The sequence below is a fragment of the Emticicia sp. BO119 genome, assembly GCF_013912375.1.
In the GTDB taxonomy this organism is placed as follows: Bacteria; Bacteroidota; Bacteroidia; order Cytophagales; family Spirosomataceae; genus Emticicia.
Window position 1 is genome coordinate 1 of record NZ_JACETV010000002.1, and the last position, 23,723, is coordinate 23,723.

Consider the following 23,723-nt stretch of genomic DNA (forward strand, 5'->3'; position numbering starts at 1 on the left):
TGTACTTTTTTCAGTAAGCATTTTATTACTGGGGAAAGCATAACCTGCTTTAAATTCTATTATATCAACTAATTTCTTCTCCTCCCATTCCTCATTAAACTCTGGGAATCTTAAATTAGGAACATAAAGTATTTAGCGTTTCAAATCCTATTAGTGTTGTTTTGTGATTCATAAATAATTTTTAAATCCAATTTCTTATGAATGTACAAAAACAAATGTCAGAAGTGATTAGTCTGTGGAAAACAGACAAAAAACAGTATGTGAAAAAATCAAGTTTTTCAGCTTATGTGCTATTAATTGAAAATCATTTATTACCTGTTTTTGGTGATAAAGGTCAAATTGAAGAAGTAGATGTGCAAGCCTTTGTGTTTCAGAAATTAGAGAGTGGGCTGAGTCAGAAGACGGTAAAGGATATTTTGATCGTCCTAAAAATGATTCTCAAATTCGGAGCTAAAAACAAATGGCTGGAATACAAACCCTTCGACATTCAATACCCAACAGAGCGCGAGAAACATAGTATTGAAGTACTTAGTCGCTCTGATCAAAAAAAGATAATGAAATACATCAATGAACACTTTACCTTCCGGAATTTAGGTGTTTATATCTGTTTGAGTGCAGGTATGAGAATTGGTGAAGTGTGCGCGCTCACCTGGGAGGATATTGATACAGAAAACGAAATAATTAGTGTGAAACGAACTATTCAGAGAATTTATACAGTTGAAGATGGGCATCGCAAAACCGAGCTTATTCTGGATACCCCTAAAACAAAGAACTCTATCCGTGATATTCCTATGAGCAAAGATTTATTACGAATGCTTAAGCCTTTCAAAAAAATAGTAAACAACAGCTTTTTCGTATTAACCAACGACGCCAAACCTACCGAACCAAGAACCTACCGAAGTTATTATAAAAATATGATGAAGGAATTAGGTATGCCTGAACTAAAATTTCATGGGCTTAGACATAGTTTTGCTACAAGGTGTATAGAAAGTAATTGCGACTACAAAACAGTGAGTGTTTTGTTGGGGCATTCTAATATCAGTACGACTTTAAATCTCTATGTTCATCCTAATCTTGAACAAAAAAAGAAAGCGATTGAGCAAATGTTTAAAGGATTACGATAAGTTTTAGCTTATGAATTAGGAGTAATGAATTAGAGTTATTTAATTTGTTGAATTTGTGATTCGGTACGTGGCTAAAATAACCTGAACTCCTAATTCATAACTACTGTGAGTAAACAATCAGAACAAGTATTAGAAGAGCAACTCATTGCTCAATTGCAAAAACTGGGCTATCGTTATGTTCTCATAGCTGATGAAAAAGCATTACTAAATAACCTAAAAACTCAGTTAGAAAAGCATAACAATATAGAAATCAGCAATGCCGAATTTGAGAAGGTATTGAATATATTAAACAAAGGCTCAGTTTTTGAGAAAGCAAAAACACTACGGGAAAAGCAGCATATTCTAAGGGATAATGGAGACAATCTTTATTTTGAATTATTGAATGTAGACCATTGGTGCCAGAATGAATATCAGGTTACTCATCAGATAAAGCAGGAAGGAAAATATGAGAACCGCTATGATGTGACCCTACTTATTAATGGCTTACCTTTGGTACAGATTGAGTTGAAGCGAAGGGGATTGGAGATGAAAGAAGCTTTTAATCAAATCAATCGTTATCAAAAACATAGTTTTGGTGCAGGGAATGGTTTATTTCATTTTGTTCAATTGTTTGTTATTAGTAATGGAGTCGACACCAAATATTTCAGCAACTTTGGTGTACATAAGCCAGAATTTTTACAGACATTTCAATGGACAGATGAAAACAATAAACCACTAAATAATATTCTTACTGAATTCACGGATGTCTTTTTAGAACCCTGTCATGTTAGTAAAATTATCTGTAAGTATATTGTATTGAACGAAACAGACAAGAGGCTGATGGTACTACGTCCATACCAATATTTTGCAGTTGAAAAAATTATTAAAAAAGTTACTGAAAATGAGATTCTGAATGGCTACTCGGTGGAAAAGAATGGTTATATCTGGCATACGACAGGTAGCGGTAAAACACTTACCAGTTTTAAAACCAGCCAGATATTGTCCAGAATTCCTGCTATCAAGAAAGTAGTTTTTGTAGTAGATAGGAAAGATTTAGACTATCAGACTAATCAGGAATACGAAAAATTCAGCAAAGGATGTGTGAGTTCGGCAACTGATACAGATGACCTTATTCGAAAATTTAATGACCCTAACATAAGGATTATTGTTACCACTATTCAAAAACTCAATAATGCCATTGTGGGGCGAAATATTTCTAGAATGAGTGCTATTCAGCACCAAAGAATGGTTTTTATTTTTGATGAATGTCATCGGTCACAATTTGGCGATACTCATCAGCACATAGTTAGCTATTTTTCCAATATTCAATTATTTGGATTTACCGGTACGCCTATTTTAGCCGAAAATGCCAATGGAGAAAAAACAACTGTAAGTTTGTTTGGTAAGTGCTTGCATAAATACGTGATTACTGATGCTATTAGAGATGAAAATGTATTAAGATTCTCAGTTGAATATATCAGGACATTTAGGCAGAAAGAAAATATAATAGACTTACAGGTAGAACAAATTAATGAAACAGAAGTATTTGAAGCCCCTGAACGTAAAAATGCGATTGTAGATTATATTATCAAATATCATGACCAGAAAACGCAAAACAAGAACTTCTGTGCTATGATGTGTGTGCAGGATATTGATGCTGTAATTCAATATTACGAAATTTTTAAGGCTAAAAAATTAAGAGGCGAACACAAGCTGAAAGTAGTAACTATTTTCAGTTTTATGCAGAATGAAGAGGAGATGGATAATCAGGTTGCGATGTATGGGAACGCGAGTATGGCAGCCGAACCTCAGTTACAATATGGCTATAAACCACATCGTCGGGAGCTTTTAGATGCCTATATTCATGATTTTAATATATTATTTGGTACTTCGCATAGCACTAAAGACAGTCAAAGCTTTTATAACTATTATAATGATGTTGCTAAGAGAGCAAAATACAAGGAGGCAGATATTCTATTAGTTGCAAATATGTTTCTGACTGGATTTGATAGTAAGTACGTAAATACGTTGTATGTAGATAAGAACTTGCAATATCATGGTTTGATACAGGCTTTTAGTCGTACTAACCGGACATTCGATAAAAATAAGACACAGGGGAATATTGTTTGTTTCCGTAATCTGAAAGATAGGACCGATGAAGCCATAGCTTTATTTAGTAATAAAGAAGCGATTGATGAAATCATTGTAGAGCCGTATGAAAAATATGTAGAGGAATTTAATGAGGGTGTTCAAAGGTTAATGGAAATTGCTCCACAAGTTAATTCAGTTGATAGCTTATATACAGAAGATGAAAAAATGCAGTTTATTATCGCCTTTAGAACATTAATAAGACTGCATAAGAAAATGAGTCATTATAGTGAGTTTGAATGGGACGATTTAGTTATCGAAGAACAACTTTTTGCTGATTATACAAGCAAATATCTGGACATAAAAGATGGAATCCCACTAATACCTAATGAAGATAAGATTTCTATTTTGAATGATATTGATTTTGAATTAGAGCTGATAAGACGAGATACGATTAATGTAACTTACATTCTTCAATTGCTCATAAAGTTAAAATCTAAACACAATCCAAATGATAAAGAAGGCATAGAAAAGGAAATCTTTAATCTTTTAAATACTGAAGTTTCTTTAAGGAGTAAAAGAGAATTGATAGAAAAGTTTATTCAGGAGAATCTACCCTTTATTGAAGATACGGATGCTATTCCAGATGCTTTCGAAAAATTCTGGAGCAAAGAACAGGAAAAAGCATTTATTGAATTAGTAAAAGAAGAAAATCTGTCTAAAGAGAAAGCGGAAAAGATAGTTGAAAATTATCTTTTTTCTGAAAGAGAACCATTGCGTGATGAATTATTAGAATTGATAGAGGGAGAAAAGCCTTCTGTTTTGCAACGTAAAAAAACAGGAGACAGAATCTGGAATAAGCTGCTAAACTTTGTTGATATGTTTGTTAGGGGAGTTACTGGAAGTTAGAATAATGGCATTTATTGAATATATTTTATTAGTGAAAGTACTATCAATCAGTAATTGATTTCAAGCTTCAAATTAAAGTTATAAAAAATTCCTGTGCAAATCTTGTGCAAATAAAAAAGCACTTACAAGAAAAATCTCATAAGTGCTTGATTATCAGGTGACCCCGGAGAGGCTCGAACTCTCGACCCACTGATTAAGAGATAATAGACAGGAATGCTATCGAAAATCCTGCGCATATCGCTACCTTATTAGTCAACAAAGGTGTTCCTACCCGTCAACTGGATGTGTATATAGAAGACCTTGAAATGTTTTTCTTACGAACAATTATAATTTTGCCATTGTTCAAGATATTTTATAACGACTTCGCTTATATAATTCTTTAATATAAATTGTAAACAGTTAATCTTTTTAAAAATAAAGCTCACTATTGAGTAATATTATGCTAAGTAATTTTTCAGTTTATTAAAATTGTAAAGTTGGGAGTGTGTTCGTATAATTATTTACGTTTATATGGATTTTAAATCTTTTGATGAGTTAATTTCCAATAACTGCATCTAAGGCATCATCAGCAGTTTTGTGTATGAAGTTTGCTTGATACCCAATTGTTGTTCTAATATCGGAATGGCGATAGAGTTTCTGAAGCATTTTAACATCAATTTTATCACCTGAGATATTACCAAATGTGTGTCGTGAGATGTGCATGGTAAGAGGTTTGGTCAATTTAATTCTAGTAGCGACTTTCTCCAATGCTTCATTAATGCTTTTATCTGCATAAGAAGACTTTCTTTGTACATTATAAGTGTCTTCGATATTTTCTAATACTTTTAACTCTGGGAATATCAAATCATGCTTACTTTCATCTTTTCGATACTGGTTGAGTATTCTCAAAGCTTTTTCAGGAACCTTAAGAGAGCCAGGTTTTAAGTTTTTACCCATTGAATAGAATAAGCGGTCATTTTGTAAATCTGACCATTTCATAAGTATAAGATCAGAAAACCGGATACCAGCAAAATAGAATGAAATGAGCCATAAATTTCGAGCATGGTTTAAATAAGAATTATCTCTTAAGTCAATCTCCTCAATCTGTTTTACTTCCTCAAGATTTAATCCTACTTTTAAGGAGTCAGGGAATTTGATTTGCACTTTATCTTTACCAAACGGATATTTCTTTTTATCAATGATTTCACTGTTTACAGCCTGATTATATATGGTTCTGATAATAAGAAGATGATTTATTATAGATCTTTCGGAAAGCTTACGCACCCCTCTTAAATATGCCCTGAAGCGATTTAATAATGGTATCGTAATTTCATCAAAATTTATATCTTCGTCATTCAAGAAGGTTTTAAAACAATCGATGCGAGACTGATCTGGTTTTTCTTGATTATATTTTCCTGCCATTTTCTTGTTCTCAATGAATAGCTTCGCCTGGCTGAAAAAACTTACACCTCCTGATGGTTTTATTTTCGTTCGGACATTTTTTAAAGAAACAGTGTTGTCATGACTTTGTAAGTCAATTAATCCATCGCTTGTTTCCGCTTTCTTTTTAAGAAGTAGATTATTTAGACGAGTTGAATTAGGATGTGATTTGCGAACTTTCTGACCAACCGAATCCCAATCAGATTCCAAGAGATTATAACCTAAATAGATATAAGTGGTCTTACGATCTATTGTAACCCGGACGGCCAAAGGATATGTACCATCACTATTTCTCTTTTTTCTGAGGACAATTTTTACTGAAGATGCCATAGAAATTATTATCTTTAATTGTAATATATAACAAAGATAATAAATTTTGGTACAACATAGGTACAACAAATGGTGTTTTTTTGAGTATTTTATTGAATTTAAATTTTTATAAAATACTGATAATCACAGGATTTAAATTCAATAAGGGCCAATAGGATACAATATAATTTGGGCTCATAACCCAAAGGTCACAGGTTCGAGTCCTGTTCCCGCTACAGAGTAGCAAAAGCCCTGATAATCAGGGCTTTTTTCATTTTGATACAACATAAATGATATAGTATACAAAATTGATCGCTATACTTGGCTCCAAAGAGTTTTTTCGGATCAAACCTAAAAGTTGTGGGGTGATAAAATAATTTAGACCTTTGCATTTTACTAATTGAACAGATGCAAGAGAGTTACGGAGAACTATTAAAGTTATTACTTCCCACAATCATAGTTGAGAATTTTGAACTTACTTCCTATAAGACTACAGAGGAGGTAATGCATTTATATCTACTGGAGATTAATCAGATACCCAAGGAGTTTGAAGGTCAGAAGATGGAGTCAAAGCCTACGCGGCCCGAGGTTTCTTTGATGAGATTACAGTTCAGGATTTTCCAATCAGAGGACATAAAGTTTTTCTACACATTAAACGCCGCAGGTGGTATAGCTATACTCTAAATAAAGTAGTTTACAGAAATTGGGATTTAGTGGCAGATGGAACGCGAATAACTAAGGAATTCGCAGCTTTTTTAAAAGCTATCAATCGATTCTAATGCAGATGCTACACAATCTATTGCTGGTTATTATGGAGTCAACGGTAAGAGACTACAGGAACAGTATAAGAATTATCTAAGTGATTTTAGGAGTTGGTCACAGCGAAGTCATGCTAAGAAATGGCTTCTTTTTCCAGAGAATATAGGTAAATATTTATCCATCGATGAGACCAGTTTGTCTGATGGAGAACTTTATACTATTCTAACAAATAAAGCAGCTAAAGGTAAAAAAGGCAGTATTGTTGCCATTATAGCGGGTACTAAGGCAGAAACGGTGATTGATGTGTTACAGAAAATCCCTATCAATCTTCGCAAGAAAGTCAGAGAGATTACCTTAGATATGGCTGCTAATATGGAATTAATTGCCAAAAGAACTTTCCCAAATGCTACCAGAGTTACAGACCGCTTCCATGTACAAGAACTAGCCACAGAGGCTTTACAGGAAATCAGAATCAAACACAGATGGGAAGCATTAGATGCTGAAAATGATGCTATCGAATTGGCTAAGAAAACCGATACTGAATACATCCCCAAAATACTTTCTAATGGAGATACTGTTAAACAGCTATTGGCCAGAAGCAGGTATGTCTTATACAAAAAAGAGAGAGACTGGACAGAAAACCAGAAACAAAGAGCCATATTATTGTTCGAGTTATATCCTGACATTAAGCAAGCCTATGACTTGACGATGAGCCTATCTTATATCTTTGAAAATACCAATGACAAACTGTATGGATTGACAAGGCTGGCTAAATGGCATGAAAAAGTAAGACAGGCAGGCTTTAAAGCCTTCAATACAGTGGCAAGGTCAATCCAGAATCATTATAAAACGATTGTAAACTTCTTTGAGAACAGAAGTACTAATGCTTCTGCTGAATCTTTTAATGCCAAAATCAAGGCGTTTAGAAGCCAGTTCAGAGGCGTCAAGAATATACCTTTCTTCTTATACAGACTTACTCAAATCTATGCTTAGAGATACCTACCCCACAGGTTTTAGTCTTGATCCGTTTTTTCATACAAAATTCCTTTCTTTACAAAATCTTCTCTCAGTAAATCTTTAAATCAGGTATTATTCTAATTTTTGATTTGGTAAAAAATTTTCAAATCTAAAAAAAGCATAACTACAAAAACTACTTAAAGCAGTTAAGAAATGCCATAAAGCATGGCCTTGGTACCATGAGTGAGGGTCACAACTTACTTTCTGGACATCTAAGGTGCGTATTTTTATCGCAATAATAATTAATGCAAAACCCAGAAAGGCCAATAGGATGGAACGTTCTTTTCGGAATTGAAAATAATTAATCGCATTCATAATAGTCAATGATAAAATCATTGCAGGTAACAGAATCGAACTTGAAACCAATAATGCAATTTTGAAAAATGCGAAGATAAATACTACCAATGCGCCAATCCAAATGTATTTGGCAGTATCAGATAGATGGATTTTGTGGAAAACATGATAGACTCCAATACTTAATAGTGTAATTGAAACGCCATACGTACCGTTCATATCTACTCTTTGCCCGATATAAGTAAGAGAAGCATGAAAAAAAGCACTGCCAAAACTCAGGTAAATGAAATAGAAGCCCATTAATACAGATAGTAATGGAAATTGTTCCATTCTATTAAGTGATTTCTTATTCTGGTTTTTATAGTCTTCCAGGGCAATCTGAATAATCAAAACACCAAAGAAGAAATAGGATAGATTCGAATAGGTATTTATACGTTGATGGAAAAACTGAGTTATGTCGTTAAACTCGCAATATTCAACAGTCAATGCAGATTTGCTGATAGTCATGCCATCCCAGATATGTGGAGAAAGAAATGTATTGATACCTATCCAAAGCAAAAGCATTCCTATGGTAAAAAAGGCCGATTTAATTAATAGCTTTATAAATAAATGTTTGGACATAGAGGCGTTAAGTTTATGGGGTATTTAGAAAAGAGTATTTACGAAAAATCCCTGAAAGGTATTAACAATTCAGGGATTTTCGATAAAACGTATTTAAAGTGTTTTTATTTGTTCAAGTATAGGTTAACTGGAGTTAATAGGCCTGAGGGCAACAATTTTGCATCCTTTCTATAAAAAGGCATAGTAGTGAATGTAGTTTTTTTGGCGTCCGGTTGAGCGTCACCAATCAAACGGTTCACCCATAGATTTGTAACATTAATCTGGATACTATTTTCTCCAGCCTTTACTGCTTCTGAAATATCCAGTTTAAAAGGTTTTTTCCAGGCTGTGCCTACATTTTTTCCATTGACAATTACTTCAGCTATATTCTTCACATCACCTAAATCAATTATATATTTCCCTGATTTATCAACAGAAGACAGATTGAATGTATTTTCGTAAGTAACCGTTCCTGAAAAATACTTAATATCTGTATCTGTGTTTTCTGACCAAGAAGAAAGCTTGGCAAAATCAGCGGTTTTGCCATTAAAATTCACTTTCCAAGTACCTGCTATTTCTTTAATCAATTTATCGGAGGTTGCGGCTTTTGTATAACTCTTAGCTGCTGAACTACCTTTGAAAATGATAAAGTAAGCATCCCAAGATTCAAATTTTAGAGGAATAATTGTCCGGCCATTCACTATTTTATAGGATACTCTTTCTGTTTTTCCGGTTTGTGGGTTCCACAATTCAGGTATCTTTCCACTTATCCTGAAACTTATTTCTGCATTTGTTGATTCTGAGCTACGGTTATCTAACCAATAAATATCCTGGTCTGCACTCTGACGGTGACGGTAAAGTATTTTATTCTTTGCTCCACTAATGATTACATCCGGCTTTAAATTTACTTTATCAAAGGTTGTTATATTAGGCTTAGACCAGATTTCATTAGCAAGTTTTTTAAATTCTGAATCATTATCACTTAAACTTGGTGATTTTTCTGGTTTTTCTCCGATTACTTTTGCTCCACTATCTACTAAAGCTTTGATTTTTTTCAGAACTGTTAAGGTCATAGCCTTTGTAGATTCATCTAACATCAACACTTTATAGGTATTTCCACTATTAGCTACCAACTGACCATTTTTAGCTTGGATAGCATTTATTAAAGCCGATGAGTTTACATAGTCAAATTCAAAACCTGCAGGAATATTGGGTAATTTTTCTCTACTAACCCATGTGATATTAGTATTTTCACCATAGAGGTATAAGATATCAGCCACGTTTTTGCCTTGTTGAAGCAAATAGCAACTTCTACCCAGATAATCCATCCAGGCTTTTGCTCCTGCTCCAGACCATGTTTCCTGACGAGTAAAATATTGTCCGAATGGTCCAAGTGAAAAGCCCGGTTTTTTATCATCAAGCGGCTGATGCACGGAGGTATGAATGACAAAACGATTTAAGCCGGATGCCATTTCAAGGTCTGCCGTACGTTTCAACTTTTCAGGATGCCATGAAAAAGCATTTTGTACCGCAGTCATTGATTCTGCAGCCACGTAAGGTTTCCCATAAATATTGGCTACTGAGGCAGATTCACGAATATCGGCTTCACTACGTACTTCCTCATTTGCTCCCCCTGCTAAACTACCCGGTGTCCACATGGCAGCCATTGGCACTTCCGCATTGCGTTTCACGTCCATTCCATCAGCTAAATAAATGCGTTTGCCTTCATGAGATTCAGTATAGCGTTTCATGCCGCGCTTATGCAATTCTTCACCTATCACATCGTAATGATTCTCAGCTATTAATTCACCAATAGTTTTACGAAAATCCCATAAAAACTTCTCGGTATCTTCTGCGCTTTTCACCACCCTGCCTGTTAAAGCTGGAATCCATTTAATTAAATCGTACCCACGACGTTTTCTGAATTCTTCTGGAAAAGTCTTAGTCCAGTTCATATGTCCGGCCTCATAACTATCTAAAACCATAAATTGAAGACCTTTCGCACCCATCATACCACCTGTAGCATCTTTGTACATATCCAGATAGGTATTGATATATCTTCTTACGGCGTCTTTGTCTAATTTATCTACCTCTAAACCTGTTGCTTCCGGCGAAGCCGGGTGATTCTGACGACCTGTCAAAGAATAACCCAAACGCACAATCATCCAGTTCCCTGCAGGGGCTGTCCAGTTTAAAGTACCGTCATTGCTCATTTTAGCCGTTACATCTATGATGTCGTCTGCGGCTATTGCATCAGTGTTATCGGGCAAATAAGAAGCGGTGGTTTCTGTCCACGGCAAGAAACCTGCTTTATCTTCGGCTTTATCAATACGGCTGGTAGTATATAAAACGAACTCTGCTACGCTTACACCTTCAGGTCGCGGAGGTGGTGCATTACCCCCCATCATGGCTGCAAATCCAGCAGAAGATGCCAGCGTTTTATACACAAATCGAAAATATTTTGCCTTAGTTGGCGCAAAACTGACTGTAGTTTGTGGCACAGCACTACCATGTATTTTAGTGACTTCTCTGAAATTAACGCCGTCGTCACTTACTTGTAAAGACCTGTTTTCAGGACTACCATTAAATTGTTCTAAAGGGCCATGATTAGCTCCAACCACTGACAATGCCCTGAAAGTTTGCGGCGAATCGAACTCATACTGAATCCAGATATCTTCATCTATGGCTTTAGGCGGTAATGGTGTTGATTTGCTTAAATCACCATCAGTCAATTTTTTGAGGTCAAATTCTCCTCCACTTGATGTCACTTTTGGATTGAGTTCTGCCAAAGTTTTTTCTTTAGCAGGAATCCGGTAAGCAATTACTAAGGCATCTCTATAAAAATCAGGTTTTGTTCCTACAAATCCCCCTGATAAACCTTCACCAAAGGCCTCAACATTCTGAAAATTACTCAGAGCACCGGATGGTTGTGGTAATTTCCCGGCAAATGGCTTACCGCCTTCAATTTTTAATTCTGTCCACACATATTTCTTCATGCCATCTTCGGGCTTTACCCAGGGGCCACCCGTAACACTCCAACCGGGAGAGCCTGCGATAGCCATTTCAAGACCGTTTTTATCGGCATGTTCTGTTGCGAATCTGAATGCATCTTTCCAGTCAGGCTGCATGAATACCAGTTTTTTAGGCACTACGACTGGCGTAAACAAATTAGCATCAAAATTCTGAAAGCCACCTATGCCCACTTGTTTCATCCAGTCTAAGTCTTTCCGGATGCCTTCTTTGGTGATATTCCCATTCATCCAATGCCACCAGACTCTTGGTTTAGCTGCATTAGGAGGGGTTTGGAAATCTTTCAATTGCTGACTTTGAGCCAAAGCCAGACCTGGAATGAACAGAATGAGGGCGATAGTTTTTTTCATATTCATAAACATAGATTAGTACTTGAATAAAATTATTTCAAAAACTCACTGATATTAGTTTTCGTCACTAACTGAAATGGAATCATGACTTCCTTTTCAACCGCTTCCTTTTTTGCTAATTTTAAAGCAGTCTCAATCGCGCCTGCCCCTTGTTGTTTGGCATTCTGAAAAACAGTAGCATCTAAAGAACCATTTTTAACAGCCTGTAGTCCATCCTGAATGGCATCAATGCTTACCACGAGTACCTTGTCTTTCATGCCTGCTGCCTGTAGTGCTTTTACAGCTCCTAAACCCATTTCATCATTATGCGCAAACACCGCATTTATTTTTGAGCCGTAAGACTGAATCCAGTTTTGCATCAAATCCATTCCTTTAGCTCTGTCCCATTCAGCAGTCTGGCTGGCAATTAGTTTGAGATCGGGGTATTGCTTTAGAATTTCTTTTGCTCCTTCTTCTCTTTGAATTTGGGCGGCCTGACCCATGAAACCATTAATCATTACCACGTTTCCTTTTCCTCCCAGTTTTTCAGCAATATGTTTCATGGCAATTCTACCGGATTCTCTATCATCTGACCCAACAAAAGCAGTAGGGGAGGTACTGGTAGCTGAATTGACATTAACTATTGGTATCTTTGCTGCTAATGCCTTGCTTACTCCTGGCGAACTTGCCTCTACCTCGCAAGGATTCATGATGATAACATCTACTTTCTGAGAGATAAAGCTTTCCACCTGTTCGATTTGCTTCAAAGGCGAATGTTCGGCATCAACCAGAATCAATTCTACTCCAAGCTCATCAGCCTTTTTCTGCATTTCGTCACTGATATTGACAATGAATTCGTTTTGCATACTGAGCATGGTAGCGCCTACTTTGATTTTCGCCTTTTCTTCTTTTTTGGCAGAATTACAAGATAGAAGCATTGAAACTGCGGCAAAAAGGATGAGTTTTTTCATATTAATCTTTAATTTTTTGATTCCAACTATCTAATAAAACAGCGCCAATAATGATAACACCCATCACCACTTGCTGATAATACGAACTCACATTCAGTAAGTCTAAGCCATTATTTAAAACACCTATTAAGATTACGCCAAACAATGTTCCCTGAATACTCCCTACACCTCCCGAAGTACTTGAGCCGCCAATGACGGCTGCTGCAATAGCATCTAATTCAAAACTCATTCCGGCATTGGGCTGGCCAGTTGTGATTCTGGATGTCAGTAGAATACCTGCTAAACCTGATAATAAGCCACAGAGTGCATAGACTGCCATTTTTACCTGATTGACATTAATGCCTGATGCCCAGGCCGCTTGCTGATTGCCACCTACGGCATATACATATCGCCCGAAGATGGTTTTTTTTAAGACAATCGAACAGATAATGAATACTACAAACAAAATGATTATCGGAAACGGAATGCCCAGAATATCGCCTCCCCCTATGAAATTAAAGGACTCAGAAAGATTAGAGATTGGGCGACCCTTGCTGATAATCAATGCTAAACCCCGACCAATGGTCATCACGCCTAATGTGACAATGAATGGTGCAATTTTACTTTTGGTAATTATTAATCCATTTAATAGTCCAAACAATAAGCCTACGAATAACCCGCCAAGAATAGGAATAATAACCGGATAACTGTCCTGCCGGGCCAATAAGGCTGCTGCAACCCCTGTAACTGCTACTACTGAACCAATGGAAAGGTCTATTCCGCCTGTAATAATGACGAATGTGACTCCAAAAGCCAATAAGGCATTGATAGAAACCTGGGTAAAAATAATTAACCAGTTTGAGAGTGTCAGAAACTGGGGACTGATCAAACTTAGGGTAAGACAAACGGCCAAAAAAGCAATGAGAATGCCGTATTGTCTTAGGTTTTTAATGTATTGCATACTGCATGACTTTTTCCTGGGTCGCTTCTTGTCTTGACAATAGGGCAGTTTTTTTGCCTTTTGACAATACAAGTATCCGGTCGCTCACGCCAAAAATTTCAGGCAATTCAGACGAAATCAGGATAACTGCTAACCCCTTACTCTTTAATTCATTAATTAATTTATAAATTTCAAATTTTGCTCCTATGTCAATTCCACGCGTGGGTTCATCTAAAATAATGATTTGGGGGGAAGACGATAAAACTTTGGCAATAACCACTTTCTGCTGATTACCCCCGCTCAGATAAATTAGCTTCTGATTGATGCTTGACGCTTTAATTTTCAGATTATTCTTCATCTGATTAGCCAGGGCTTCTTCTTGTGTATCAGAAACAAACCATGAATTTGACAGGCTTGGCAAAGATGATAAAGTGATATTTTGCTTGATCGATAATTGTGGGATAAATCCTAATGCTTTACGGTCTTCGCTCACATAGCCAATACCCAATTTCATGGCAGCTTTCGGTGACCGAACAGCTACTTTTTCTTGATTAATAAAAATCTCTCCTTCCTCAAATTCATCTAATCCGGCAATTGCCCGGGCTACTTCGGTGCGGCCTGCACCCACCAATCCGGCAATCCCTAAGACTTCTCCTGATTTTACCTCAAAGTTGATATTTTCAAACTTTCCTGTCTGGCTTAAATTACTAACTCTGATGATGGTTTCACCAATAGAGTGTTCGGTTTTAGGGAAAATGTCTTCTATTTCTCTACCTACCATCATTGAAATGAGGTCTTTTATGGGTAGTTCCTGTGCAGATTTTGTAGCAATGTATTGACCGTCACGCAAGACGGTAATTCTATCTGAAATCTGATAGATTTCGTCCATTTTGTGTGAGATATAAATTATGGCGACCCCTTTGCTTGTCAGGTCTTTAATGATAGTAAAAAGCGTAGAAACTTCTTTATCAGAAAGCGCCGATGTGGGCTCGTCCATGATAATGATTTTGGCATTGTTTGAGATAGCTTTAGCAATTTCTACCATTTGCTTATCAGCAATGCTCAGATGCTTCATTTTTGCGTTGGCATCAATATTTACATTCAGCGTTTTGAGTAACTCTCTGGTTTTTTTGTAAATAGCTGCATCGTTTAACCAACTGAAATGATGGATTTCTTTCCCTAAAAAGATGTTTTGTGCAACGGTTAATTCCGGAACCATCAGTATTTCCTGATGAATCATCGAAATGCCTCTTTTCAGCATCTCATGCACATTGGTATGCTGTATTTGTTCGCCATCTAAAATTATTTCACCCGAATCAGCCGGAAGCAACCCCATCAGAATCTTCATAAAAGTAGATTTCCCTGCACCGTTTTCTCCCATCAGTGCATGAACTTCTCCCTCTTCAAGATTAAAAGTAATGTGATCCAACACTTTCACTCCCGAAAAAGATTTACAAAGATTTTGTACTTCGAGGATTCTCTTCTGACTCATATATTCAAAAAATGCTGACAAGGCATTACACCTTGCCAGCATCATATATTACTATATCGATTTAAACAAAATCACCATCAACGTTAGTATCCTTCCAACTTCTGCTATTGGCCGAATTAATTACGGCTTCGCATACTTTCTGGGTTTGCAATGCTTCTTTGAATGTTGGCGGGCAAGGAGTTCCTGCTTCCAGACTTTTCAGGAAGTCGGCTACTTGATGGACAAAGCTATGCTCATAGCCAATGCCAAGACCACCAACCCACCATTTGTTCATATATGGTTGGTCGCCATCTGTTACGATGATTGAACGCCAGCCACGCACAATAGAATCGTCGCGGTGGTCGAAATATTCCATACGGTTTAAATCATGTAAATCCCAACGAATAGACGCATCTGCCCCATTGATTTCAAAAGTGTAAAGCGCTTTGTGTCCACGTGCATAACGAGTTGACTCAAAAAGTCCTAATGAACCATTCGCAAAGTGACAATGGAAAATACAGGCATCATCAATACCCACTGGTTGAACCTTGCCTGTCAATTGGTGCATACGTTCTTTCACGAATGTTTCAGTTACTGCCGAGACATCAGTAATGGCACCATTTAACCACATAGCGGTATCAATACAGTGTGCCAATAAGTCTCCTGTTACACCAGAACCTGCTGCTTCTGAGTCCATTCTCCATAAGCCTGTACCTCCTTGCGGAAGGTCAGCGCTGATGGTCCAGTCTTGCAAGAAATTAGCGCGGTAGTGATATATTTTCCCTAATTTGCCCGAATCCACAATTTGTTTGGCCAGTGTTACCGCAGGTAATCTGCGGTAGTTGTACCAAACGGTGCTTTGTACTCCTGCTTCTTCAATAGCCTTAACCATTGCCTCGCCCTCTTCCAGATTACGTGAAAGTGGTTTTTCGCACAGAATCATTTTTCCTGCTTTGGCAGCAGCAATCGCGATTTCTGCGTGGCTATCGTTAGGTGTACAGATATCTACTGCATCAATATCATCACGTGCAATCAATGCTCTCCAATCGGTTTCGATTGATTCATAGCCCCATTGGTCGGCAAATGCCTGTACTTTTTCGGCATTTCTTGAACAAACCGCCTTTAAGACAGGTGTGTATTCTAATTCCGGGAAAAAGTTCGGAACACGGTTATATCCATTGGAATGGGTTCTACCCATAAAACCCGTTCCTATTAATCCTATTCTGAGTTGTTTCTTTGTTGACATTGTTTAGTTGATTTTCGGTTTATTCTACCCATCCATGTTGCTGACGAACTTTTATCATAGCTGCCAGAATATCGTTCCATGTTTTTTGTTGCGTCATCACATCATTGGCGAACATACAACCATCCCAACAGATATGTCTGAATGCTTTGGTCAATACACCTGCCTCATCGCGTAGCCAATAACCCGCATCATGTGCAATATCTAATTTACCATTCGGGTCTGTTGCCTGGCAGTGGCGACCTGTTTTATCATGTGAGCCTGAACCATAAACAGTACCATCGTTTTGTGCCACATGGAAATCAATTGTCCACGGACGAAGCGCTTTAGTCAGTTCTTTCAACCCTTTAAGGAATGTCTCTCTATCGCCCCATTGAAAATCTTCCGGCAGGATGCGGTGTTCCGGTGCATTATAGCCTAATAGATAGAGTGTTGTATGCGACATATCAGCCTGGAAACCAATATTCGGGCGGCCAACGGCTTCTAAGGTTTCAAGCATGGTTTTCCAGGAATGCATACCTCCCCAACAGATTTCACCTTCTGCCGCTAATTTTTCACCGTAATCGGCGGCTACATCGCAGGCTTCTCTGAAAGTCTGAGCTATTAATTTTGAATTACCAGCCGGGTCATTAGCCCAGTCATGAACGCCACTTGCTGAGTCGATTCTGACAATGCCATTGGGACGAATGCCCATCGCACGTAGTTTCTGACCAATTTCGCAGGATTTACGCACCATTTCAACAAATTGTTTGCGCTCATCAGCTGAACCCATCGCAGGACCTCCCCAGATAGGCGCAACCAGACTTCCTATTTCAAGATTATGTTTGGCAACTTTATCGGCTAATCTTTTTACTCCATCGTCTGATGTATCTAAATCATAATGAGGGTCGAAAAGACCTAAATCAACACCATCGAATTTTACACCATCTACCTCAGCCGCAGCCGTCATTTCAAGCATAGTGTCTAATGAAATCGGTGGCTCTGAATCCGGCCCTTTTCCTACAATACCAGGCCAGGTAGCGTTATGAAGTTTGGGATAATTATTTTCCATTGAATTAATAGATTTTGAGGTTGTATTTTAATGTTTTATATCACCAAATCAGGATTATTCGGGCCAAAATGCTTCAACATCACAATCGGGTCGCAAGATGAATGATTGGTTATGGTTACACCTTCGACAGCAGCTTGCTCTGTAATAAAAAACTCATCATTCGTCAACTGTCCGTAACGGATTAATGATGGGGTTTCAATATCCCAAACGCCCATTTTACCATGCCCCTGCATCATAATGATACCGTAAGCGGCACTATCTTTAATAGTTACTGTTTGCCCCGGAAGGATAGTTAATTCTTTAGCCGAGAATGCTTCTGAACGGTAACAAACCCAGCTTTCGTTATAGCCTTCTGCTTCCATTTCGGCTACATCTTTTACTGGTCTTGGCGCCATGAAACGGGTCTCCAAAAGATTAGGATTTGTATTCAATTCCCAGTCAATTACACCCATCAATTGGTCATAATTACCAATCTGGTCTGGTGGTGTTCCATTCCACAATAATTCTTCCGGAATGATGGCTTCGTTTACCAAAGACTGGTACATGGCAAATACATCAGATGCTTTTTGTGGCTCGTAAGTACACATACTGCCAGGCGCATGCAACATGCCCGGAGGAACGTCCCAACCCGTACCCGGAATCAATGGGAATGCCTGGGAGAACATGGTTATTTTGTTATCACCTTTGGTGAAATTCATCAGACATTCTTTGATTTGCTCTTTGGTTGTACCCGGTGCAATACCAAAAAATGTATATGGGAAATCTCCACCGTGGTTATTCAATTGTGGCGGAAAATAATAGGCTTCTGGTTTTCCTAATTGACCGATTTTCGCAGCTTCTTCGTCATTATGGTGAATATGGTGTGGCAATGGTCCCATATTGTCAAAAAACTTCGAATACATTGGCCAGCTTTTATATTCGTCCCAGAGGCGGCTTCCGATTATTTCTGCACCCAATTCATCTATCGCATCTTTGAGTAATACTCTTTCTCCTTCGTTTAAAACCACAAAGCTCAAACCTTCATTTTCTCCTGTTAGTGGACCGTTTTTGGCAGGTGTGGTTGATGACAGCCAACGCTCATCGATACCGCCACGCACGCCGCCTAATACGTAATAATCATCTGGATGTAATTTTATTCTTCGTCCGGGAACACAAAATGAACGAGGAACCCAAGTCGGAGCTAATCGTAAAATTCCTTTTCCTTGTTCTAATGCTTTTTGTGCTAAACTTAAATTTGACATAATATAATTCTTTGGGGTTGATTGTATTTTGATTTCTATATTTCTAAGGCATTTATTGCTAAGTCAAATGTACGGGTTTCGTAGGGGTACAGGAAGATTAATTCTTTATTGGCTCTTGCCTGTGCTTGTCCTATTGGTGGATTAGTGGCCGGTTCTATGCCTGTTACATACTCACCTTTACCCCAATGCTGCCAATTTATCAAATGTGGCAATTCGCTTTTGTTGAAATTGATTTCAACCTTTAAACCTATTTTAGTATTGGAGAGTCCACAGGTACATTCACCTGAGTCGTTGGCTGTCGGGTCAATAAATACTACCTCTTCGCCAGTACCCAGATGGTCGTCAATCGGAGCAGGGCATTTCTTGAAATCATTTCCTTCTCTGAAGATTCTGGCATTTTTAGATCCAAAACGTGGTTGCCATTGGCCTTTCCATAGAATTTCTGTTCCTTCATCAACCAGGGGATAACCAAAATTGAAGTGGTAAAGCAGCATCAATGGGGTAGGGGTATTGCCACGGTTAATCACCTCATCATGAATTCTGATGGTAGGTTCACCCAATCTCCCTGAAATGGTTCTGCGCAACTCTAAACTTGGTCCGAATACCTTGGTTTCTTTGATGATTCCGGTAATACTTATGTCCATTTTTCCTGCAACAGGATCAGGCTGAATGATTGACACGATTTCAGCAGGGGTATTGGAAATTTGTCCATGAACACCTCTTTCGCCAAATTCATCTTTTTCAGGACCACCTACGTGCGATAGTCCGCAGGTAGTGAGTAAGCCGCCGCCAAATGTTCTAAGCCAGTCAATTCCTTTGTCTGACTGCGGTTGTGGAGCAGTGAACCCTCCATGACTCAACCATGCCAGACTATATTGGTTATAGAAGGCATCGGCTATGTCCATCCCTCTATCAAAAACAACTTTGTATCTTAAGCCAGTACCAGTATTTATCCAGGCGATTCTGTTGCCGCGCCCTAATCCATTGTCTAAAATAGCTGTTTCGATACCACCAAGCTGAGCCGGATTTGATATTTTATTTTTCCACCCTGGTTCTGTTGATAGAGACGCATCTACTTTTTGTTCATCATTCATATTTCTGATACTTTCTTTGGTGCTTGTCAAGCATTACTCAACTATTTGAATGATTGACTATTCTTGGTAGTTATAATTGTAGGTTTAAGATGTTTACCTGCCTGATACAAATGATTAGTGAAACTTTCTGTATTTTCTGGGCTAATTATAATTGTTTCAATCTTAAATTACGGTATTGCACTTTCATTGGTGGACCAACATGCACCTGAACACCCAAAAGCCCTTTTGATTTGCCATTTATTAAATCGTTGTCTGTTACATCGCTCATCAGGATACCGTTGATATAGTGTTGTAAACGATTACCTTTAATAATCAGATGAAAAGTATTCCAGTCTTCACTTTTGATTTTTGTTTTTAAAGCCTCATTTTCACCTAAACTTCCAATAACTTTTCGTTCTGTCCAGGCATTTCTTTGTACTTTAGCTCTTACATCTTCAGGCTTCCAAGTACCACTCTGTGGATTGATACTGGCAATCTCCCCACGGTAAGCCAGAGTTGTGCGTCCTCGTTCTTCGTAATTCTGGCCTGTATAACGATTTGCTCCGTCTATATCAGCCTGATATCCTCTTAATGCGTAAGGTATATCAGGCAATTTTTCACTGCGATAATTAATCCCGGAGTTTCCTTTTTCAGTTATATTAAATTCTCCTTTTAATTCAAAATCGGCAGGTTCTCCGCCTTTCCATGTGATAAATGAATTGGTTTTAAGCAGGGTTTCGGGTGTAATTTCTCCTACTAAATTACCATTTTCTACTCGCCAGTATTTAGTATCTCCTTCCCAGCCATTTAATGTTTTTCCATCGAAAATAGACTTGAAACCTTTTTCACTGTTACCTGAATTTGATACCTTGCAACCTGTTAGCAAGATAATGAAAAGTAAAATTACTTGGCTAAGTTTTGAAATTTTTTTTGTTTTCATTGTATTATTTTGTTTTTCAGGAAAGTTTAGAGCGTGACACACGCGTTTATCTGTGTGCCACGCTCTAAACCCTAAATCGTTATTTTTGTGACTCAGCTTTCGCTGTAAACATTGGATTGTTTGCATTGCCTCCTGACATCAGGTAAGCCATCAGGTCTTTAAACTCTTCTTCATTCAGGCTATTAATCAGTCCCTGAAACATGATTGAAACATTAGAAGGCTTTTTAGAAGTCACATTCTTTTTCAATACTTTTTCAAGGGTTTCAGGCGAATAAGGATTCTGTGAAACATAATAAGCAGTTTTATCTTCATTCACAAGACGACCTACAATTGAGCCCCCATTTTTCAAACTGAACTGAGTAGCTGCGTATTGGTCTGATACCGCTTTGTTAGGGTCAACAATAGCTTCCAGCATATCTTTTGCTGAAAACCTGGTGCCTAATTGCGTTAAGTCAGGTCCGGTTGCCCCCCCTTCGCCTTTCATGGTGTGGCAGGCTTTACAAGTGGTAGCTGCAAACATGGCTTTCCCCTGTTCAAAGTTACGTCCGGTCAGACCATTTTCTATTAATGGAAGTCCGGTTCTTAAATTCCAGAAACGACCTGGCCCTTTCGGAGTCGCTGCTGTAATTAAATCGTTGCCCGATTTGCTTAACATTTCTGCCCCTGAGAGTTTATCGAAATAATCTTTCTTAGTATCAGGCACGTTTTTCAGGGCTAATTTACGAGACCTGTCGATGAATCCTACATAACTACGGCCACCTTTGTAATTGAAAGCATCACTAAACCATTTAAAGTAAGTTTCCTGCTCTTCTGGTGTCCAGCCTGTTTTTGCCATCGTGAGTACATTAGCGTAATAAGTATGCTGGGCAGGCGGAACCTTAGCCAACATGGCCGCAATGTCGCCTCCATATTGTGAGCTTCTCAGAATCAAATCGCTTGAAGCAGTTGCTGTTTCCTGCATAAGGGCATTAGTGCCTGGTTCGTCTTTAATGGTCATCAATGCCAATGTTTTCTTGATAGCACTTGGCTCATCTAAGTAGTGCAAAAGTTTACTCAATGAACGATTTAATTGTGCCGAATTGGCTGGATAAAGCGGGCTTAGATAAGCCACAATTTTTGGTTTGATTGTAGCATCTGGTTGCCCCATTCGTAAAAACGCCAGCTCAAAAGCACGATACACATCTAACTGTTGCGCCTCGTTCAAAGCTTTTATATTAATTCCTAATAAGGCATTCAGAATTTCACTTTGTTTATCGTTTTTACCCATACGGATCAATGAGATAAGGGCTTGTGTTGAAGCAACAGGGTCTTTTTCTTTAAGGGCTAACTCCTGCCACTCGCCTACCGGTTGATGCTCTATAGCTAAACGGGCAGCGTAACGGATAAATCTATCAGGGTTTTTTAATTGAGGCCATGCTGTAGCTACCGCATCTTTATTTGGCCCTCCTACATGAAATTTCTCTAAGTTTCGTCTTAAAGAGTTGGCCGCATTGATAGGAGCAGCAGCAACTGGAGCAGTACTTTCTGTACCTGTATAATAAACACGGTATAAATCAGACTCTAATCTGCGTCCACCTGCAAGAAAATATAAGGCACCGTCAGGGCCAATTGCCCCGTCGGTCAATGGTAATGGCAGACCTGATAAAAACTCTTCCCTGGTACCTGTAAAAGAGGAGCCTGAAGGTTTCAGATTAATGGCGTGCATAATGCCGAAGCTCCAGTCGAAAGCTAATAAAGTGTTTTTATATCTGGCAGGGAATTTGGCGTCTTTTAAATGTAGTAAATTGGTTGGTGAACCTTGACCGATATTTACTACCGGAGGTAGATTGTCTGCAAAAGTCGGCGACCATTTGCTGTTTCCGGTTCTCCAGCCAAACTCACTGGCACTGGTAGCGTGGCAGATACGGGTTGGCCGATACCAAGGCAAGCCAAAATCCCATTCCATGTCTGCATCATACACAAACAAATCCCCGTTTGCATCAAAGGCCATATCAAAAGCATTACGGTAACCAGCACTTACTAATTCCCAGTTTTTGCCTTCAGGGTCAGTATGGGCAATCCACCCACCGGGTGCCATGCGGTCGTTGGCGTGCCCACGTGGGTCTTTTATTAATGGGAATAAATTGTCTTCTTTCCAGTTTGATGGCAAACGATATGAGTCCATCGGAGGTACATCAGTATGATTTCCTGATATAACATATAATGATTGTTTATCAGGCGAATAGATAACGCTGTGAGGGCCATGTTCACCATCACCATTCATTTCTTTCAGCAGTGTGATTTTGTCAAACTGATCGTCGTTGTTAGTATCTTGCAAGCGGTAAAGGCCACTTTTTCTTGGGAATATCCTGTTATTCTTACTATTGTTAATCATTACATACAAGCTATTAAAAGCATATAATAGCCCATGTGCGTAACCCATACCAGTGGTATCAATATTCGGGCTTATACCAATCTGAAGTTTTTCAACTTCAACCTTATTGGCTGAACTAATGGCAGGGATTTTCAGTCGATATAGTTTCCCGTATTGGTCAGAGGCAATCATCCGGCCTTTGTCGTCAAAAGTCATGGAGACCCACGAACCCTGGTTATTTTCTGAAGGGCTGTAGAGGTGCTGTGCTGAAAATCCTTCTGAGAGCTTTAATTTTTTAATTTTCGGATCATCATTGTTTGATGCAGGTGGTGGCGTATTCCTTAGCATCGTAAAAGACGCTGCGGAGACTAAAGCCAGTAAGCCGACAGAAAGTTGGAGTGTTCGTTGATTGGATAACATGATTGTAATAAGTTAAGGCGTAAATAGAGGATTGTATAGACACTGCATAAATGTAGAAATAATTAATAAAAGATAAAATATGAGGTATTAATGATGCTTAAATAGATATTTAAGTTAATGCTTAATACCCCTATTTTCCCTAAATTACATATTTATTTTTTACTTATGCAGTGTTTAAATTAAA

General features: G+C 38.2%; 16 protein-coding genes. 4 read left to right on the forward strand and 12 right to left on the reverse strand.

What is annotated here, in order from left to right; translation table 11 throughout:
* The first annotated feature begins 197 nt into the window (after nucleotides 1-197).
* Both H1R81_RS07100 and H1R81_RS07105 read left to right on the forward strand, forming a co-directional pair.
* Nucleotides 198-1,124, forward strand: a complete 927-nt coding sequence (locus tag H1R81_RS07100) for a site-specific integrase (RefSeq protein ID WP_181840016.1) — start codon at nucleotides 198-200, stop codon at nucleotides 1,122-1,124.
* Between the two features lie 105 nt (nucleotides 1,125-1,229).
* On the forward strand, nucleotides 1,230-4,100 hold the full coding sequence (locus H1R81_RS07105; RefSeq protein WP_181840017.1) for a type I restriction endonuclease subunit R: 2,871 nt from the start codon (nucleotides 1,230-1,232) through the stop codon (nucleotides 4,098-4,100).
* Between the two features lie 534 nt (nucleotides 4,101-4,634).
* On the opposite strand, the gene H1R81_RS07110 is transcribed toward H1R81_RS07105, so the two are convergent.
* Nucleotides 4,635-5,849: a site-specific integrase gene (locus tag H1R81_RS07110; RefSeq protein ID WP_181840018.1), complete on the reverse strand. Its 1,215-nt coding sequence runs from the start codon at nucleotides 5,847-5,849 to the stop codon at nucleotides 4,635-4,637.
* Between the two features lie 387 nt (nucleotides 5,850-6,236).
* Between H1R81_RS07110 and H1R81_RS07115 the strand changes: the two genes are divergently transcribed.
* Both H1R81_RS07115 and H1R81_RS07120 read left to right on the forward strand, forming a co-directional pair.
* Nucleotides 6,237-6,512 (forward strand): hypothetical protein, encoded by a 276-nt coding sequence (locus H1R81_RS07115; RefSeq protein WP_229251075.1) that lies wholly within the window; start codon nucleotides 6,237-6,239, stop codon nucleotides 6,510-6,512.
* Nucleotides 6,513-6,626: 114 nt separating this feature from the next.
* Nucleotides 6,627-7,580, forward strand: coding sequence for a transposase (locus H1R81_RS07120; protein WP_310588069.1), 954 nt, complete (start codon nucleotides 6,627-6,629; stop codon nucleotides 7,578-7,580).
* A gap of 96 nt (nucleotides 7,581-7,676) precedes the next feature.
* Here H1R81_RS07120 and H1R81_RS07125 read toward each other — a convergent pair whose 3' ends face one another.
* The 11 genes from H1R81_RS07125 to H1R81_RS07175 form a co-directional block, all read right to left on the reverse strand.
* Entirely contained in the window at nucleotides 7,677-8,519 is an 843-nt protein-coding gene (locus tag H1R81_RS07125; protein WP_181840019.1) for a ceramidase domain-containing protein, read from the reverse strand.
* 104 nt (nucleotides 8,520-8,623) lie between these two features.
* A complete protein-coding gene (locus H1R81_RS07130; RefSeq protein ID WP_181840020.1) occupies nucleotides 8,624-11,878 on the reverse strand; it encodes a glycosyl hydrolase in 3,255 nt (1,084 codons plus the stop codon).
* A gap of 32 nt (nucleotides 11,879-11,910) precedes the next feature.
* Nucleotides 11,911-12,828 carry a sugar ABC transporter substrate-binding protein gene (locus H1R81_RS07135; RefSeq protein WP_181840021.1) on the reverse strand — a complete coding sequence of 306 codons (918 nt, stop codon included), beginning with the start codon at nucleotides 12,826-12,828 and terminating at the stop codon, nucleotides 11,911-11,913.
* A 1-nt stretch (nucleotide 12,829) separates the two neighbouring features.
* Nucleotides 12,830-13,768 (reverse strand): ABC transporter permease, encoded by a 939-nt coding sequence (locus H1R81_RS07140; RefSeq protein ID WP_181840022.1) that lies wholly within the window; start codon nucleotides 13,766-13,768, stop codon nucleotides 12,830-12,832.
* The gene (locus tag H1R81_RS07145; RefSeq protein ID WP_181840023.1) at nucleotides 13,755-15,239 is read right to left on the reverse strand and encodes a sugar ABC transporter ATP-binding protein; all 1,485 of its coding nucleotides are present in this window, start codon (nucleotides 15,237-15,239) and stop codon (nucleotides 13,755-13,757) included. The genes H1R81_RS07140 and H1R81_RS07145 overlap by 14 nt, the downstream gene beginning before the upstream one ends.
* 61 nt (nucleotides 15,240-15,300) lie before the next feature.
* A complete protein-coding gene (locus tag H1R81_RS07150; RefSeq protein WP_181840024.1) occupies nucleotides 15,301-16,464 on the reverse strand; it encodes a Gfo/Idh/MocA family protein in 1,164 nt (387 codons plus the stop codon).
* Between the two features lie 19 nt (nucleotides 16,465-16,483).
* Nucleotides 16,484-17,512, reverse strand: coding sequence for a sugar phosphate isomerase/epimerase (locus tag H1R81_RS07155; RefSeq protein WP_181840025.1), 1,029 nt, complete (start codon nucleotides 17,510-17,512; stop codon nucleotides 16,484-16,486).
* A gap of 35 nt (nucleotides 17,513-17,547) precedes the next feature.
* Nucleotides 17,548-18,753 carry a hypothetical protein gene (locus H1R81_RS07160; protein ID WP_181840026.1) on the reverse strand — a complete coding sequence of 402 codons (1,206 nt, stop codon included), beginning with the start codon at nucleotides 18,751-18,753 and terminating at the stop codon, nucleotides 17,548-17,550.
* A gap of 35 nt (nucleotides 18,754-18,788) precedes the next feature.
* Nucleotides 18,789-19,847 (reverse strand): aldose 1-epimerase family protein, encoded by a 1,059-nt coding sequence (locus H1R81_RS07165; protein WP_181840843.1) that lies wholly within the window; start codon nucleotides 19,845-19,847, stop codon nucleotides 18,789-18,791.
* Nucleotides 19,848-19,992: 145 nt separating this feature from the next.
* Entirely contained in the window at nucleotides 19,993-20,766 is a 774-nt protein-coding gene (locus tag H1R81_RS07170) for a DUF1080 domain-containing protein (protein WP_181840027.1), read from the reverse strand.
* Nucleotides 20,767-20,845: 79 nt separating this feature from the next.
* On the reverse strand, nucleotides 20,846-23,539 hold the full coding sequence (locus H1R81_RS07175) for a c-type cytochrome (RefSeq protein ID WP_181840028.1): 2,694 nt from the start codon (nucleotides 23,537-23,539) through the stop codon (nucleotides 20,846-20,848).
* Nucleotides 23,540-23,723: the final 184 nt, after the last annotated feature.

Bases quoted from the DNA above. Each gene is read 5' to 3' on its own strand.
- H1R81_RS07110 (WP_181840018.1), bottom strand. From the start codon at position 5,849: ATGGCATCTTCAGTAAAAATTGTCCTCAGAAAAAAGAGAAATAGTGAT.
- H1R81_RS07170 (WP_181840027.1), bottom strand. From the start codon at position 20,766: ATGAAAACAAAAAAAATTTCAAAACTTAGCCAAGTAATTTTACTTTTC.
- H1R81_RS07145 (WP_181840023.1), bottom strand. From the start codon at position 15,239: ATGAGTCAGAAGAGAATCCTCGAAGTACAAAATCTTTGTAAATCTTTT.
- H1R81_RS07160 (WP_181840026.1), bottom strand. From the start codon at position 18,753: ATGTCAAATTTAAGTTTAGCACAAAAAGCATTAGAACAAGGAAAAGGA.
- H1R81_RS07115 (WP_229251075.1), top strand. From the start codon at position 6,237: ATGCAAGAGAGTTACGGAGAACTATTAAAGTTATTACTTCCCACAATC.
- H1R81_RS07165 (WP_181840843.1), bottom strand. From the start codon at position 19,847: ATGAATGATGAACAAAAAGTAGATGCGTCTCTATCAACAGAACCAGGG.
- H1R81_RS07150 (WP_181840024.1), bottom strand. From the start codon at position 16,464: ATGTCAACAAAGAAACAACTCAGAATAGGATTAATAGGAACGGGTTTT.
- H1R81_RS07175 (WP_181840028.1), bottom strand. From the start codon at position 23,539: ATGTTATCCAATCAACGAACACTCCAACTTTCTGTCGGCTTACTGGCT.
- H1R81_RS07155 (WP_181840025.1), bottom strand. From the start codon at position 17,512: ATGGAAAATAATTATCCCAAACTTCATAACGCTACCTGGCCTGGTATT.
- H1R81_RS07135 (WP_181840021.1), bottom strand. From the start codon at position 12,828: ATGAAAAAACTCATCCTTTTTGCCGCAGTTTCAATGCTTCTATCTTGT.
- H1R81_RS07130 (WP_181840020.1), bottom strand. From the start codon at position 11,878: ATGAAAAAAACTATCGCCCTCATTCTGTTCATTCCAGGTCTGGCTTTG.
- H1R81_RS07100 (WP_181840016.1), top strand. From the start codon at position 198: ATGAATGTACAAAAACAAATGTCAGAAGTGATTAGTCTGTGGAAAACA.
- H1R81_RS07140 (WP_181840022.1), bottom strand. From the start codon at position 13,768: ATGCAATACATTAAAAACCTAAGACAATACGGCATTCTCATTGCTTTT.
- H1R81_RS07125 (WP_181840019.1), bottom strand. From the start codon at position 8,519: ATGTCCAAACATTTATTTATAAAGCTATTAATTAAATCGGCCTTTTTT.